The sequence below is a fragment of the Streptomyces bambusae genome (assembly GCF_019400985.1).
GTDB lineage: Bacteria > Actinomycetota > Actinomycetes > Streptomycetales > Streptomycetaceae > Streptomyces > Streptomyces bambusae_A.
Map to the genome: position 1 here is coordinate 54,327 of NZ_WTFF01000006.1, position 15,062 is coordinate 69,388.

The following is a 15,062-nucleotide window of genomic DNA, read 5'->3' on the forward strand; positions in this document are numbered from 1 at the left end:
CGCCTGCCGGCGTGCTCCCGCCCCGGGACCGGGGCGGGGGCACCCGGCCGGGGGCGCGCCCCCCCGCGCGGACGCCCCGTCCCCCATCCGTCGGGGGGGGGGGGCCGGGGGGGCCCCCCCTCCGCCGTCGGACGGCCGGACCTTTTGTCGGGAGTGGCCCTGTTCTGCGGACGGCGGGTTAGACACGGTGTCGGGGGCCCGGGGGGCCGGGATGCCGCAGGCGTATGCCACAACACCCCCCTCCCCCTCCGCCACCTCGCCGACAGCACCCGCCCCCGGGTCATGACCCTCGCCCAGCTCCGCGAGCACGGGGTCTCCGCCTCCGAGGCCGCCGACCGGCCCTGGCAGCAGATCCTGCCCGGGGTCTTCCTGCTCCACCCCGGGCCGGCGACCAGCGAGGAGCGGCTGCACGCGGCGCTGATGTACGCCGGCCGGCGCGGCGGCGAGGCGATGATCACCGGGCTGGCGGCGCTCGCGCTGTACGGGTTCGCCTCCGGGCCCCCGCTGCTGGCCCTCCAGCACATCGACGTCCTGGTGCCGAGCACCCGGCGGCTGCGGTCGGCCGGCTGCGCCCGCCTGGTGCGCACCCCGCACCCGCCGCGGCCGTTCGAGGTGACCGGGCTGCCGGTGGCGCCGGTGGCCCGCGCCGTGGCCGACGCCGTGGCACAGCTCACCGACGCGGTCACCGTGCGGCGGCTGCTGAGCGAGTCCGTCCGCGCCGGGCACTGCGAGCCGTCCGCGGTCGTACGGGAGCTGACCGTGGCGCGGCTGCTGAGCCGGCCGCACGTGGTGGACGCCGTGGAGTCGCTGCTCGCCGAGGGCCGGGCCATCGCCGAGGACCGGCTGTACCACCTGGTGCGCGGCTACGAACTGCCCGACCCCGTCTGGAACGTGGACCTGCGGATCCCCGGGGGCCCGCACCTGGGCAGCGTGGACGCCTACTGGCCCGACCACGCAGTCGCCGTCGAGATCGACACCCGCGCGCCCCGCCAGGGCGAGGACGAGCAGTGGTCGGAGGCCGTCCGCAAGCGCGACGCCCTGGAGCAGCTCGGGGTGACCGTCGTGCACATCACCCCGCGCAAGCTGCGCGACTACCCCGAGCAGCAGGCCGCGGTCGTCCGGACCGCCCTGACGGCGGCCGGCGACCGCGAGCCCGCCGCCTACCTCGTGGTGCTGCCGAGGTGAGGGGCGGCCGCAGAGCCGGGCGGCGCGGCGGCCGGCCCGCCGGCCGGAGGGTTTGCCGGAGGGTTGGCCGGCGAGTACTCCGGGGTGCTCCAGCGGAGCCGGCCCGCCGGCAGGCTCTCGACGACCGAGGCGATCGTGAAGACGGTGGTACGCGCGCCGTCCGGCCCGAACTCCACCCGGGCCCGGCCGCTGAGCTGGAGCAGTCCCCCGCTCTCCCAGTGCGGGAAGAGCAGCCCGGCCCGCGGGTCGGCGGTGAGGTTGCCCAGGGTGAGGAACATGCTGTTGCCGGGGTAGTCCGCCCAGGCCAGCTCGGTCGCGGAGCGCACCTGGACGAAGCCCGGGTTGCCGCCGCGGTGGCTGGCGTCGACCCCGTCCTCGGCGGTGGTCGCGATGAAGAACGTGTCGGCCCCGCGGACCGTCCGCGCCTGCCCGTCGGTGAGCTGCTCCCCGCGCCGGAGCACGCCCGGCCCTTCCGGCTCCACCTCCAGCGGCTGCCGTTTCTGCAGGTACTTCGGGCAGTTGGCGAACACCTGCTCCGCGTCGACGGTGAAACCTCCCGCGACCGTCGCCGGCGTGAGCGTGCCGTTGAGCCGCATCCGGCGCCGGGTCCGCGGGTCGAGGGCGATCGTGCCCACCGCGGTGCCGTCGGCGGCCAGCGCCCCGGCGAGCGGGTCGCCCGCCGGGAGGCCGCCGTCGACGACGAGCCGGTGCGCGCCCTGCGCCCTCATGAAGCCGGGCGGCCCCGTGAGGTGTGAGGCCCACATCCGGCCCGCCTCGTCCGCCGCGCCCACGACCAGGAACGGCTGCTGAGCCAGGAAGGCGGCGGCCACGTCCCGGATGCCGGGGGTGATGGAGCGGCCGACGTGGTCGGCGAGCTCGCGTACGCCGACCCGGTCCTGGACGGCGCGCGAGCCCTGGTGGTAGGCGCCGGCCATTAGAAGAATCCGCAGGTCGGAGCGGTTCCGCTGGGAGCCGGAGCGCCCTCGGCGCCGGTCGGTACGGAGATCTCCAGCCGGGTGCCGTCGGGGTCGTGGAAGAAGATCCCGCCGGAGGCCGCGCCCTCGCCGTGGGCGACCACGCCCTCGTAGGCGAAGTCGACGCCGAGCGCGCGCAGCCGCTCCTCGTACGCCCGGACCTCCTCGACGGTGCCCGCGGAGAACGCCAGGTGGTGCAGGCCTGCGGCGGCCGGGGCGAAGGCGCCTTCGGCCTGTTCCCACAGGGTCAGCACGAGTGCGCCGTCCTGGCCGAGGAAGGCGTAGCGGCGGCCCTCTTCCTTGCCCTCGCCCAGCAGCTCGAAGCCGAGGGTGTCCCGGTAGAAGCCGAGCGAACGCCCGAGCTCGGTGACGTTGAGGCCCACGTGGCCGGTGCTCAGTTTGCTGATGACGGCAGTCGTCATGACAGTTCCCTTCCCCTTGCCGTGCTGTTCTAACCTTCTAAATCGAAGTTAAGGGTTAGAAGATCGCGTGTCAACCGCTCACGTACCCTTAAGGGGTTAGTGAGTGGAGTACGGAGGCGCAGATGACGGGGACGGACCCGCGGCCGCTGACCGGCGAGCCGGTCTCCCTGGACCTGCTGAACACCCGGTGGATGCAGGACGGCGAGCCGGTGGACCTCTTCGCCGGAGCAGCGGGGCTGACCCGCCTGGAAGGCCTGGCCATCTGGCTGCGCGCCAACGGGCTCGAGAGGCGCTTCCGCGCCGACGCCCCGACCCTCGTCCACCTGCTGACCGCCCGCGAGGCCCTCGCCCGGGCGGTCGCCGACCCGGCCGACCCCTCGGCCCTGGCCCTGCTGGACGGCGTACTGGAGCACGGCCGGATCCGGCTCACCCTGGGCGCGGACGGCCAGGGCGAGCGTGCGGAGTTCCCCGATCCCGCCTGGGGGCCGGCCTGGACCGCGGTCCGGGACTACCTGGGGCTGCTGGCCGCGGGGCCCGGCCGGATCCGGGCCTGCGCGTCGAACGCGTGCGTCCTGCACTTCTACGACACGTCGCGCAACGGCACCCGGCGCTGGTGCTCGATGGCGGCGTGCGGCAACCGCGCCAAGGCCTCGCGCCACTACGCGCGCACGCGCGAGCGCTGAACGCGCCGGATCTGTCACACCCCCGCAGCGGCCGCCGTGCCGACGACTTCTGACGCGCGCTCATAAAGTCTACAAATCCACTCCATGACCCCGACGGGTCGTACCGCTATGCCCGGGTACGGCCCCGATGGCGCATACCCCGCGCTGGCGAGATACCGCCAATGACGGGTACGGGTCAATAACAACTCTCCCCAAACACTTGTCACGTAGGCAAAGCTGACCGGTCATCCGGCACCGAAATCCGGACCGTTTCTTCCACTCACAGGGATGCTGATGACCCTCGAATCCCCCAGCTCCATATCCGGGGCCAGACGCGCTGCCCGCGTCGCCGCGGCCGCGGGCCTGGTCGCCGCGCTCGTGGCGGCCGGCACCGTGCCCGCGTTCGCGGCCGGCAGCGCCGACGACCCGGGTGCCTCCGCGCCGGTCAAGTCCGCAGACAAGAAGCTCGGTTCGGCCGATGTCGAGCTCCTGCAGCAGGCCCGCGCGAAGGGCGAGCAGAACGTCACCGTGATGGTGGCGACCGCCCCCGGCAAGACGAAGCAGGTGGCCGACCAGCTCGACGCCGTCCCGGGTGCCTCGGTCGGCAAGACGTACGACGACCTCGGTTACGTCCGTGCCACCCTGCCCACCGACAAGGCGGAGGGTGCGCTCAAGGCCGCCGCCAAGCTGGACTCCGTGCACGGCATGGACCTGCGCCACGAGATCCAGCTGCCCGACCCGCGCCCCGACGCGGACCGCAACGGCGGGGCGGCCGGGAAGACGGCCACCCAGACCTACACGGCGCCGGACAAGAACACCCCCGCGAAGAACCCGTACAACCCGTCCTTCGAGACGGGCGCGGTCGACTTCGTGCAGAACAACCCGCAGGCCGACGGCCGCGGTGTGACCATCGGCGTCCTGGACTCGGGTGTCGACCTCGGCCACCCGGCCCTGCAGACGACCTCCACCGGCGAGCGCAAGATCGTCGACTGGGTCACCGCGACCGACCCGATCACCGACAGCGACGCCACCTGGCGTCCGCAGGTCACCGCGGTCAGCGGCAGCGAATTCACCGCCGGCGGCCGCACCTGGAAGGCGCCCGCGGGCTCGTTCCACTGGAGCCGCTTCAGCGAGTCCATCACCGCCAACGGCGACATGGCCGGTGACGTCAACCGCGACGGCGACAAGACCGACCAGTTCGGCCTGCTGTACGACGCCGCCGCCGGCACCGTCCGCGTCGACACCGACCAGGACGGCGACTTCACCAACAACGAGCCGATGAAGCCGTACAAGGACGGCTACCAGGTCGGCTACTTCGGTACGGACAACCCGGACACCCAGGTCGCCGAGCGCATCCCGTTCGTGATCGAGATCCGCAAGGACGTCCCGATGGACCCGTTCGGCGGGGACTGGGTCGGCAAGAAGGCCGACTTCGTCAACGTCGGCATCATCGAGTCCGAGCACGGCACGCACGTCGCCGGCATCACCGCCGCCAACAGCCTCTTCGGCGGCAGGATGAACGGCCAGGCGCCCGGCGCGAAGATCGTCTCCTCGCGCGCCTGCTCCTGGTCCGGCGGCTGCACCAACGTCGCGCTGACCGAGGGCATGATCGACCTCGTCGTCAACCGTGGCGTGGACATCGTCAACATGTCGATCGGCGGCCTGCCGGCGCTGAACGACGGCAACAACGCGCGCGCCGAGCTCTACACCAACCTGATCGACAAGTACGGCGTGCAGCTGGTGATCTCCGCGGGCAACTCCGGCCCCGGCCTGAACACCATCGGCGACCCCGGCCTCGCGGACAAGGTCATCAGCGTGGGTGCCGCGGTCTCCAAGGAGACCTGGGCCGCCAACTACGGCTCCGGCGTGACCACGCCGTACGCCATGTTCCCCTTCTCCTCCCGCGGCCCGCGTGAGGACGGCGGCATGACGCCGACCATCACCGGTCCCGGCGCGGCCATCAACACCATCCAGACCTGGCTGCCCGGCGCGCCCGTGAAGGAGGCCGGCTACGAGCTCCCGGCCGGCTACGGCATGCTCCAGGGCACCTCGATGTCCTCGCCGCAGGTGGCGGGCGCCAGCGCCCTGCTGATCTCCGCCGCCAAGCAGCAGGGCATCAAGCTGGCCCCGGCGACCCTGCGCACCGCGCTGGCCAGCACCGCCAAGGAGATCCCCGGTGTCCCGGCGCACGCCCAGGGCGCGGGCCTGATCGACATCGTCGGCGCCTGGGAGTCCATCCAGCGTGACGCCAAGGCCAACGACTACTCCGTCAAGGCCCCGGTCGACACCGCGCTGGACCAGTTCCTGAAGACCCCGGGCTTCGGCACCGGCGTCTACGACCGCGAGGGCGGCCTCAAGGTCGGCCAGAAGAAGACGTACAACGTCGTGGTCACCCGCACCTCGGGCGTGAAGTACGGCACCCGCCACAACCTGAGCCTGCGCGGCAACGACGGCACCTTCAAGATCCTCGGCGGCTACGACTACGCCACGCTGCCGCTGAACAAGCCGGTCACCATCAAGATCGAGGCCAAGCCGAAGACGGCCGGCGTGCACAGCGCCATCCTCCAGCTGGACGACGAGTCCACCGAGGGCGTCGACAAGCAGATCCTGTCGACGGTCGTCGTCTCCGCCCCGCTGACCCAGCCGGCGTACGGCTTCTCGGACACCTCGTCCGTGCAGCGCAACAGCCACAAGTCGTACTTCGTCACGGTCCCGCAGGGCGCCAAGGCCCTTGAGGTGGCCCTGGGCGGCCTCGCGGCCGGCAGCCAGACCCGCTTCATCGCGATCCACCCGTACGGCACGCCGGTCGACCCCACGTCGACGGTCAACTGCTACCCGAACTACGACAACCCGGCCAACACCTGCCGCCCGGACGTGCGCTCGTACCAGAACCCGCAGCCGGGCGTCTGGGAGATCGAGGTCGAGTCCCGTCGTACGTCGCCGCTGCTCGACAACCCGTACAAGCTCGATGTGACGCTGCTCGGCGCGGCCTTCGACCCGGCGGTCAAGGTCCTGCCCGAGGTCAAGCAGGGCACCCCGGCGCCGGTCCAGTGGACCGTCAAGAACGAGGCCGCGGCCATCTCCGGCGGCAAGCTCAAGGGCGGCCCGCTGGGCTCGGCCAAGGTCGCCAAGCCGACCATTGCCAACGGCGAGGAGCACACCTCCACGGTCGTCATCGGTGAGGGCGTCTCGCGCCTCGACGTCGCCATCGGCGGCGTCTCGGACGCCGGCGCCGACCTCGACCTCGAGGTCTACAAGGACGGCGTGAAGGTCGGCTCCTCCGCGGACGGCGACTCCGAGGAGGCCGTGAGCCTGGCCAGCCCGGCCGCCGGCACCTACACCGTCAAGGTGATCGGCTACGCGGTCCCGGCCGGCTCCACCACGTACGACTACCGCGACGTGTACTTCTCCGCCACCCTCGGCTCCGTCCAGGTGGACGAGTCGGCCGCGGTGAACCTCGCCAGCGGCGCCTCGGCGGCCGTCTCGGCGAACGTCCTGGTCAGCGCCGCCGCTCCGGAGGGCCGCCAGTTCTTCGGCCAGCTCCAGCTGCTGAGCGGCCGCGGCACCCCCGCGGGCACCGCGAGCGTGCAGATCGAGAAGGTCACCCCGTAAGGGCCTGACCGCGTGAAGGAGGGGCCGGTGTCCGCCACGAGCGGGCACCGGCCCCTTCGCGTGTGACGCGTCACAGTGGTCCACCCCTCGGACAATGGATTGGACAAGCGGCGTGGGGTCGAACGCATGATGGCTGTACGCGTGCGTTGCAATTCGGAAGAAGGAGTCACCGTGAGGGTCGGAATCGTCGGAGCCACCGGTCAGGTCGGCGGAGTCATGCGCAGCATCCTCGCCGAGCGCGCGTTCCCGGTGGACGAGCTGCGCCTCTTCGCCTCCGCCCGGTCCGCCGGCTCCACCCTGGAGTGGCAGGGCAAGGAGATCACCGTCGAGGACGCCGCGACGGCCGACTACACCGGCCTGGACATCGTGCTCTTCTCGGCCGGCGGCGCCACCTCCAAGGCCCTCGCCGAGAAGGTCGCCTCCCAGGGCGCCGTCGTGATCGACAACTCCTCCGCCTGGCGCCGCGACCCCGAGGTCCCGCTCGTGGTCTCCGAGGTCAACCCGCACGCGATCAAGGACCGCCCCAAGGGCATCATCGCCAACCCGAACTGCACCACCATGGCCGCCATGCCGGTGCTGCGCCCCCTGCACCAGGAGGCCGGGCTGACCGCGCTGGTCGCCACCACCTACCAGGCCGTGTCCGGCTCCGGCCTGGCCGGCGTCGCCGAGCTGCGCACCCAGGCCTGTGCGGTCGCCGAGCACGCCGACCGGCTCGCCTTCGACGGCGGGGCCGTCGAGTTCCCCGAGCCCGGCGTGTACAAGCGCCCGATCGCGTTCAACGTGGTGCCGCTCGCGGGCAACCTGGTCGACGACGGCACCTTCGAGACCGACGAGGAGCAGAAGCTCCGCAACGAGTCGCGCAAGATCCTGGAGATCCCGGAGCTCAAGGTCTCCGGCACCTGCGTGCGCGTGCCCGTCTTCTCCGGCCACTCCCTCCAGGTCAACGCCCGCTTCGAGCGTCCGATCAGCGTCGAGCGCGCCTACGAGCTCCTTAGCGACGCCCCGGGCGTCGAGCTCTCCGAGATCCCGACCCCGCTCCAGGCCGCCGGCAAGGACGCCTCCTACGTGGGCCGCATCCGCGTGGACGAGACCGTGGACAACGGCCTGGCCCTCTTCCTGTCGAACGACAACCTGCGCAAGGGCGCCGCGCTGAACGCGGTCCAGATCGCCGAGCTCGTCGCCGAGGAGCTGGCCCAGGGCTGACCGCCCTCCGCCCCGCCCCGCGCAACCCGCGCCGACGCCACGGGAGGGCACCCGGAAATGGGGTGCCCTCCGCTTCGGCATGCGTGCAAGGATGGCCGCGACCGTCACCATCGAAGGAGATGAACGCGTGCCTGGCACGAACCTGACCCGTGAAGAGGCTCAGCAGCGGGCGAAGCTGCTCACCGTCGACTCGTACGAGATCGACCTCGACCTGAGCGGGGCGCAGGAGGGCGGCACGTACCCGTCCGTCACGACCGTGCGCTTCCGGTCCGCCGAGGCGGACGCGGAGACCTTCATCGACCTGGTCGCGCCCACCGTGCACGAGGTCGTCCTCAACGGCACCCCGCTGGACGTGGCCGCCGTCTTCCAGGACTCGCGGATCGCGCTGGAGCACCTGCAGGCCGGCGCGAACGAGCTGCGGGTCGTCGCGGACTGCGCGTACACCAACACCGGCGAGGGCCTGCACCGCTTCGTCGACCCGGTCGACGACCAGGCGTACCTCTACACCCAGTTCGAGGTGCCGGACGCCCGGCGCGTCTTCGCCAGCTTCGAGCAGCCCGACCTGAAGGCGACCTTCCAGTTCACCGTGAAGGCCCCCGAGGGCTGGACCGTGATCTCGAACTCGCCGACCCCGGCGCCCGCCGAGGTCAAGGACAACGTCTGGGTCTTCGAGCCGACGCCGCGCATCTCCACGTACATCACGGCTCTGATCGTCGGCCCGTACCACGCGGTGCACAGCAGCTACGAGGGCCCGGACGGGCAGTCCGTGCCGCTCGGCATCTACTGCCGTCCCTCGCTGGCCGAGTTCCTCGACGCGGACGCGATCTTCGAGGTCACCCGGCAGGGCTTCGACTGGTTCCAGGAGAAGTTCGCCTACGCCTACCCGTTCGCGAAGTACGACCAGCTCTTCGTGCCCGAGTTCAACGCGGGCGCCATGGAGAACGCGGGCGCGGTCACCATCCGCGACCAGTACGTCTTCCGCTCGAAGGTGACGGACGCGGCGTACGAGGTGCGCGCCGAGACCATCCTCCACGAGCTCGCCCACATGTGGTTCGGCGACCTCGTCACCATGGAGTGGTGGAACGACCTGTGGCTGAACGAGTCGTTCGCGACCTACACCTCCATCGCCTGCCAGGCGTACGCGGAGGGCTCGAAGTGGCCGCACGCGTGGACGACGTTCGCCAACTCCATGAAGACCTGGGCGTACCGGCAGGACCAGCTGCCGTCGACCCACCCGATCATGGCCGACATCCGTGACCTGGACGACGTCCTGGTCAACTTCGACGGCATCACCTACGCCAAGGGCGCCTCGGTGCTCAAGCAGCTCGTGGCGTACGTCGGCATGGACGAGTTCTTCAAGGGCGTGCAGGCGTACTTCAAGACGCACGCCTTCGGCAACACCCGCCTGTCGGACCTGCTGGGCGCGCTGGAGGAGACCTCCGGCCGCGACCTGGCCGCCTGGTCGAAGGCGTGGCTGGAGACGGCCGGCATCAACATCCTGCGCCCGGAGATCGAGACCGACGCGAACGGCGTGATCACCTCGTTCAAGGTCCGCCAGGAGGCCCCGGCGCTGCCGGCCGGCGCCAAGGGCGAGCCGGTCCTGCGCCCGCACCGCATCGCGATCGGCTTCTACGGCCTGGACGAGGCCAGTGGCAAGCTGCTGCGCGAGCGCCGGGTCGAGCTGGACATCGCGGCCGCCGAGCTGACGGACGTGCCGGAGCTGGTCGGCATGGCCCGCCCGGACGTGGTGCTGCTCAACGACGACGACCTGTCGTACGCCAAGGTCCGGCTGGACGCCGAGTCGCTGGCGAAGGTCACCGCGCACCTGGGCGACTTCGAGGCCTCGCTGCCGCGCGCCCTGTGCTGGGCCTCGGCCTGGGACATGACCCGCGACGGCGAGCTGGCCACCCGCGACTACCTGTCGCTGGTGCTGTCCGGCATCGGCAAGGAGTCGGACATCGGCGTGGTGCAGTCGCTGCACCGCCAGGTGAAGCTGGCCGTCGACCTGTACGCGGACCCGGCGTGGCGCGAGACGGGCCTGGCGACGTGGACCGAGGCGACGCTGGAGCACCTGCGGGCCGCCGAGCCGGCCGGCGACCACCAGCTGGCGTGGGCCCGGGCGTTCGCGGCGACCGCCCGCACCCCGGAGCAGCTGGACCTGCTCGCCGCGCTGCTGGACGGCACGCAGACGATCGAGGGCCTGGCCGTCGACACCGAGCTGCGCTGGACGTTCCTGGAGCGGCTGGCGGCGACCGGCCGCGCGGACGAGCCGGAGATCGCGGCGGAGCTGGAGCGGGACAGGACCGCGGCGGGCGAGCGGCACGCGGCCACCGCGCGGGCGGCCCGGCCGACGGCGGAGGCCAAGGCAGCCGCCTGGGCCTCGGTCGTGGAGTCCGCGGACCTGCCGAACGCGGTGCAGGAGGCGGTCATCGGCGGCTTCGTCCAGTCCGACCAGCGCGAGCTGCTCGCCCCGTACGCCGCGAAGTACTTCGCGGCGATCAAGGGGATCTGGGAGTCCCGCAGCCACGAGATCGCCCAGCAGATCGCGGTCGGCCTGTACCCGTCGCTGCTGGTCTCCCAGGAGACCCTGGACGCGACGGACGCGTGGCTGTCCTCGGCCGAGCCGAACGCGGCCCTGCGGCGCCTGGTCTCGGAGTCCCGCGCGGGCATCGAGCGCGCCCTGAAGGCCCAGGCGGCCGACGCGGCCTCGGCCTGACCGGCCAGGTGCGGGGGCCTCGGCCCCCGCACCCCCTCCGGGGCTTCGCCCCGCACCCCTGACGGGCACGAGCCCCGGGTGCTCGCGTCAGTCGTCCAGGCGGACCGGCATGAGGATGGAGTACGCCTTGGCCGTGTCGGGGTGACGGATCGTGACGGGGGCCGTGGGCGCGCCCAGCTCGATGAGCAGGCGGTCCGAGGCCAAGGCGGCGCACGCCTCCAGCAGATAGGCCCGGTTGACGGCGACCCGCTCCGGACCGGCCCCGCCGAGAACCACGTCGCCGTCGGCCACCGTGAGGACGGACAGCTCGTCCTCCTGCGCCGCGAACGCCGCTACGTCGACCGCCCCGCGCCTGCCCTCCGGCAGGGCGAGGAGCCGCCGGTGGTCGGGAAAGTCGTGCCCCGGGCAGGTGCCGGCGGTCTGCCGGTCCCCCGCCTCCAGGACCACCCGGTCTCCGTCCACGGTGAGCCGCGCGGTCCCGGCGCCGGCCAGCAGCGCCCGCATCGCATCGGCGAGCGGAGCCGGCACGACGACCTGGGTCCGGGGCCCGTCGTGCCCCGCGGCCTCCGTCTGCGCGACAGCCATCCGGTAGCGGTCGGTGGCCACGAGGTACAGGCTCTCCCCTTCGAGGTCGAAGAGGACGCCGCCGAGCGCGGGCAGTTCGGGGTCGGCGGAGACCGCGAAGCGGACCGCGTCGAGGGCCGCGGCCAGTCCGTCGGCCGGGACGGACACCTGGGCGTGCACGGTGCGGGGCGAGGTCATGGGTTTCTCCTTGCGGTCGAGTAGCGAGCGGACCGTGGAGAACTCGCCGCGCGCCTCGGCCAGGCCGCGTTCGAGCCGGCGCAGATGGGCGTCCAGCAACTGCCGTACGAGCCCGGTGTCGGGGCCGGACCAGCCGGCCAGCACGAGCCGGATGTCCGCCAGCGGCATCCCCGTCCGGCGCAGCCGGGCCAGCAGCCGGGCCTCGTCCACCTGCCCGGGGCCGTACCAGCGGTAGCCGGTGACCGGGTCCACCCGGGCCGGGACCAGCACGCCGGACCGGTCGTAGAACCGGAGGGCGCTCACCCCCAGGCCGCTGTCCCGGGCCGTCTCGCCGATGGTGCGCATCGTGTTCTCCACGCCCGTCACCTTGGTCCCTGCACCAGGTCGAGGGTCAAATTCCGACCGGCCGCGGCTCTCACCGGGCATCGGACGGGCCCGGTGCGGCGGCCGCGCGGAGGGCGTCGAGGACCCGGGCGACCGCGGGGGCCGCCTCCGCGCCGCGCCGGGTGGCGGCGACGACGTGGCGGGTCGGGCGGTCGTGCGGGAGGGGCCGGACGGTGACGCCGGTGGCGCGGACCGCCGCCATCCGCGGGATCAGCGCGACGCCCATGCCCGCTTCGACCAGGGCCAGGATCGCGGTCCAGCCGGCGGCCGAGTGGGCCTGTTCCGGCACGAAGCCGGCGGCCTCGCACGCGGCCCGGGTGATCTCCGACCACGGCCCGGAACCCCCGTAGATCCACGGCTGCGCGGACAGGTCCGCCAGCCTCAGGTCCGGGGCGGCGGCGAGCGGGTGCTCCGGCGGCAGGGCCACGTCCAGCGGGTCGGCCAGCAGCGGGATCCGGGTGAAGCGGGGGTCGGCGGCGGTCGGGGCGTGGGCGGCCAGCGACAGCGCCACGTCCACCGCGCCGGAGGACAGCAGCTCGTACGACTCCGCCGCGTCGGTCTCCCGCACCCGCACGGTCACCCCCGGGTGCGTCAGGCGCAGTCCGGCGACCGCCGGGACGACCAGGGCCGGTACCGCGGTGGAGAAGGCCCCGACCCGGACCTCGCCCGCCTCGCCCGCGAGGTAGCCGGCCAGTTCCGCGTCGGCCCGCTCCAGCTGGGCGAAGACCGCCTCCGCGTGGCGCAGGACCAGGTGGGCGGCGTCGGTGAGCCTGACCCGGCGGCCCTCGGGCCGCAGCAGCGGGACGCCGAGCTGCTTGGCGAGGTTGGTCAGCTGCTGCGAGACGGCCGAGGGCGTCATCAGCAGCGCCTCGGCCGTCGCGGTCACCGTGCCCTGCTCGCCGAGCGTGCGCAGGATCCGTAGCTTCTTGATGTCCCACTCGGTCATGGGGGCGAACCTACCGGCGGGCTCCCAGCGTCACCCCGCCCAGGATCAGTGCCATGCACAGGAGTTCGGCGGGGCCGGTGCGCTCGCCGAGCAGCAGGAAGCCGAGTACGGCGACGCAGACGGGCTGGAGGTAGTAGACGACCCCGGCGCGCGCGGCGCCGATCAGCGAGATCGCCTTGTTCCAGGCGAAGAAGGCGACGGCGGAGGAGAACACGCCGACGTACAGCAGCGGTCCTGCCGTACGGGCGGAGAGCTCGAAGCCGCCCTGGACGCCCAGCGAGACGGCGTAGGCCGGGGCCAGCATCAGCGCGCCGAGCACGAAGGTGGTGAGCAGGAACGCCGGCCCGCCGAGCTCGGCGGGCTTGCGGCGCAGCAGCACGCTGTACGAGGCGAAGGACAGGGCGGCGGCGAGCATCCACAGGTCGCCGGCGGCGAAATCGGGGCTCAGGGAGCCGTCCCCGACGAGCAGCAGCACCCCGAAGGCGGCCAGCAGCAGGCCGAAGGTGCGGCGGGCGCCGAGCCTCTCGCCGCCCAGCCGGGACCACAGCGCCATGATCACGGGCGAGGCCGCCATGATCATCCCCATGTTGGCGGCGGAGGTGGTCAGGCCGGCCTGGTGGACGAGGGTGTTGTAGAGGGTGACGCCGAACAGGGAGGCGACGGTGAGGAATCCGAGGTGGCGGCGGATCAGCTCCCGCTGCCGCCAGGCCTCGCGGGCGGCGAAGGGGGCGACGGCCAGCAGGGCGATGATCCACCGCCAGAAGACGGCCTGGACGGGCGGGACGGTGCCGGCCATGTCGCGGGTGGCGACGAAGCTCCCGGACCACACCACCGTCGCGACCAGGGCGAGGAGGACGCCGAGCCCGCCGGCGCGCTGCCGGACCCGCTGCCCGTCCGGGGCGGCGGGCCGGTTCGGCGCGGCGGTTCGGGCGCGGTCCAGGACGGTCACTGGGGGTCTCCCCTTCGGGTCGGCGCCTCGGCAGGTCGAGGGCGTGGTCGTGGTCGGGTCCTACCGTCGCACCCCGCCATTGCTCAGGTCCATCGAAATGTTCCGATCATTGTCTTCAGCAGAACTGAACGATTCCTTGGCCGCCGGGCGGGGCGTACGCGGTGGCAGCTGGCCGGCCACCGTGGCGGTGAAGGCGACGGCCATGCCCACGAGCTGCACGGCCGACAGCTCCTGCCCGAGGGCGGCCCAGCCGATCACGGCCGCGGTCAGCGGGGAGAGCGGGCCCAGCAGGGTGACCGAGGTGGCGGTGAGCCGGCCGATGCCCCGGAACCACAGCCAGTACGCGATGCCCGTGTTGATCAGCATCATGTAGCCGTAGCCGAGGAAGGCGTGGCCGTCGAGGGCCGGCGGGGCGCCCTCCACCAGCGCGGCGACGGGTACGACGACCAGTCCGCCGGCGGTCAGCTGCCAGCCCGCCACGGCCAGCGGTCCCACGCCGTCCGGGCGCCCCCACCGCTTGACCATGACGGTGCCGGCGGCCATGGAGAGGGAGGAGACCACGCCGGCGACCACGCCGACCAGGTCGAGCCGGGCCTGGGCGTTGAGGACCACCATGCTGACGCCGAGCGCCCCGGCGACGGCGGCGAGGACGGTGCGCAGGCTCGCCCGCTCGCCGAGCAACAGCGCGGCGAGCCCGACGACGAACAGCGGCCCGGCGGCACCGAGCACGGCCGCGACGCCACCGGGCAGCCGGTAGGCGGAGAGGAACAGCAGCGGGAAGAAGGCGCCGATGTTGAGCGTGCCCAGCACGGCCGCCTTCCACCACCAAGCGCCCTTGGGCAGGGTGCGGGCCAGCGCGGTGAGCAGCAGCCCGGCGGGCAGGGCGCGCATGGCCCCGGTGAACAGCGGCCGGTCGGGCGGCAGGAGCTCGGTGGCGACGAAGTAGGTCGAGCCCCAGGAGACGGGCGCGAGGGCGGTCAGGGCGATGGTGCCGATGCGGTTCACGGTACGGCTCCTCGGCAGGTGAGGACGGACGACGGGTGACGGGTGACGGGTGACGGGTGACGGGTGACGGGTGACGGGTGACGGGTGACGGGTGACGGGTGACGGGTGACGGGTGACGATGGTCGGGGCGGGGCCTCAAGCGGCGCCGGTGGCGCGGCCGCGCGGAGCGGTGGCGGTGGCGGGGCCAGACCCGGTGTCAGAGCCGGCGGGCTGGGGCCGCGCCGGGGCCGGGGGCTCCGGGT

Annotated in this window: 11 protein-coding genes; 5 read left to right on the forward strand and 6 right to left on the reverse strand. The window is 72.9% G+C overall.

The window, feature by feature from the left end:
- Window positions 1-282 precede the first annotated feature (282 nt).
- Complete coding sequence (locus GPJ59_RS02070; RefSeq protein WP_219664599.1) at window positions 283-1,185, forward strand: hypothetical protein; 903 nt, start codon at window positions 283-285, stop codon at window positions 1,183-1,185.
- Here the strand turns inward: GPJ59_RS02070 and GPJ59_RS02075 are convergent.
- Window positions 1,161-2,120, reverse strand: coding sequence for a pyridoxamine 5'-phosphate oxidase family protein (locus GPJ59_RS02075; RefSeq protein WP_219664600.1), 960 nt, complete (start codon window positions 2,118-2,120; stop codon window positions 1,161-1,163). The two genes, GPJ59_RS02070 and GPJ59_RS02075, sit on opposite strands and share 25 nt — an antisense overlap.
- Window positions 2,120-2,581, reverse strand: coding sequence for a VOC family protein (locus GPJ59_RS02080; protein WP_219664601.1), 462 nt, complete (start codon window positions 2,579-2,581; stop codon window positions 2,120-2,122). The genes GPJ59_RS02075 and GPJ59_RS02080 overlap by 1 nt, the downstream gene beginning before the upstream one ends.
- A gap of 122 nt (window positions 2,582-2,703) precedes the next feature.
- Here GPJ59_RS02080 and GPJ59_RS02085 point away from each other — a divergent pair, with 122 nt between their 5' ends.
- The 4 genes from GPJ59_RS02085 to pepN all read left to right on the forward strand — a co-directional run bounded on the left by GPJ59_RS02085 (window position 2,704) and on the right by pepN (window position 10,774).
- The gene (locus tag GPJ59_RS02085) at window positions 2,704-3,264 is read left to right on the forward strand and encodes a CGNR zinc finger domain-containing protein (protein ID WP_219664602.1); all 561 of its coding nucleotides are present in this window, start codon (window positions 2,704-2,706) and stop codon (window positions 3,262-3,264) included.
- 273 nt (window positions 3,265-3,537) lie between these two features.
- Entirely contained in the window at window positions 3,538-6,855 is a 3,318-nt protein-coding gene (locus GPJ59_RS02090) for a S8 family serine peptidase (protein WP_219664603.1), read from the forward strand.
- A 171-nt stretch (window positions 6,856-7,026) separates the two neighbouring features.
- On the forward strand, window positions 7,027-8,058 hold the full coding sequence (locus tag GPJ59_RS02095; RefSeq protein WP_219664604.1) for an aspartate-semialdehyde dehydrogenase: 1,032 nt from the start codon (window positions 7,027-7,029) through the stop codon (window positions 8,056-8,058).
- A gap of 127 nt (window positions 8,059-8,185) precedes the next feature.
- A complete protein-coding gene (gene pepN, locus GPJ59_RS02100; RefSeq protein ID WP_219664605.1) occupies window positions 8,186-10,774 on the forward strand; it encodes an aminopeptidase N in 2,589 nt (862 codons plus the stop codon).
- Window positions 10,775-10,861: 87 nt separating this feature from the next.
- Here pepN and GPJ59_RS02105 read toward each other — a convergent pair whose 3' ends face one another.
- Genes GPJ59_RS02105 through GPJ59_RS02120 form a run of 4 tightly spaced genes read right to left on the reverse strand, consistent with a single transcriptional unit; the run spans window position 10,862 to window position 14,820 of the window.
- On the reverse strand, window positions 10,862-11,893 hold the full coding sequence (locus GPJ59_RS02105) for a DNA polymerase III subunit beta family protein (RefSeq protein ID WP_308120079.1): 1,032 nt from the start codon (window positions 11,891-11,893) through the stop codon (window positions 10,862-10,864).
- 58 nt (window positions 11,894-11,951) lie between these two features.
- Window positions 11,952-12,866 carry a LysR family transcriptional regulator gene (locus GPJ59_RS02110; RefSeq protein WP_219664606.1) on the reverse strand — a complete coding sequence of 305 codons (915 nt, stop codon included), beginning with the start codon at window positions 12,864-12,866 and terminating at the stop codon, window positions 11,952-11,954.
- Window positions 12,867-12,876: 10 nt separating this feature from the next.
- Window positions 12,877-13,815, reverse strand: coding sequence for a DMT family transporter (locus GPJ59_RS02115; RefSeq protein WP_219664607.1), 939 nt, complete (start codon window positions 13,813-13,815; stop codon window positions 12,877-12,879).
- A 60-nt stretch (window positions 13,816-13,875) separates the two neighbouring features.
- On the reverse strand, window positions 13,876-14,820 hold the full coding sequence (locus tag GPJ59_RS02120) for an EamA family transporter (protein ID WP_308120080.1): 945 nt from the start codon (window positions 14,818-14,820) through the stop codon (window positions 13,876-13,878).
- Between the last annotated feature and the right edge of the window lie 242 nt (window positions 14,821-15,062).

Excerpts from the sequence above, each read along its gene's own strand:
- GPJ59_RS02070 (WP_219664599.1), top strand. The coding sequence starts at position 283 with ATGACCCTCGCCCAGCTCCGCGAGCACGGGGTCTCCGCCTCCGAGGCC.
- GPJ59_RS02090 (WP_219664603.1), top strand. The coding sequence starts at position 3,538 with ATGACCCTCGAATCCCCCAGCTCCATATCCGGGGCCAGACGCGCTGCC.
- GPJ59_RS02110 (WP_219664606.1), bottom strand. The coding sequence starts at position 12,866 with ATGACCGAGTGGGACATCAAGAAGCTACGGATCCTGCGCACGCTCGGC.
- GPJ59_RS02085 (WP_219664602.1), top strand. The coding sequence starts at position 2,704 with ATGACGGGGACGGACCCGCGGCCGCTGACCGGCGAGCCGGTCTCCCTG.
- GPJ59_RS02080 (WP_219664601.1), bottom strand. The coding sequence starts at position 2,581 with ATGACGACTGCCGTCATCAGCAAACTGAGCACCGGCCACGTGGGCCTC.
- GPJ59_RS02075 (WP_219664600.1), bottom strand. The coding sequence starts at position 2,120 with ATGGCCGGCGCCTACCACCAGGGCTCGCGCGCCGTCCAGGACCGGGTC.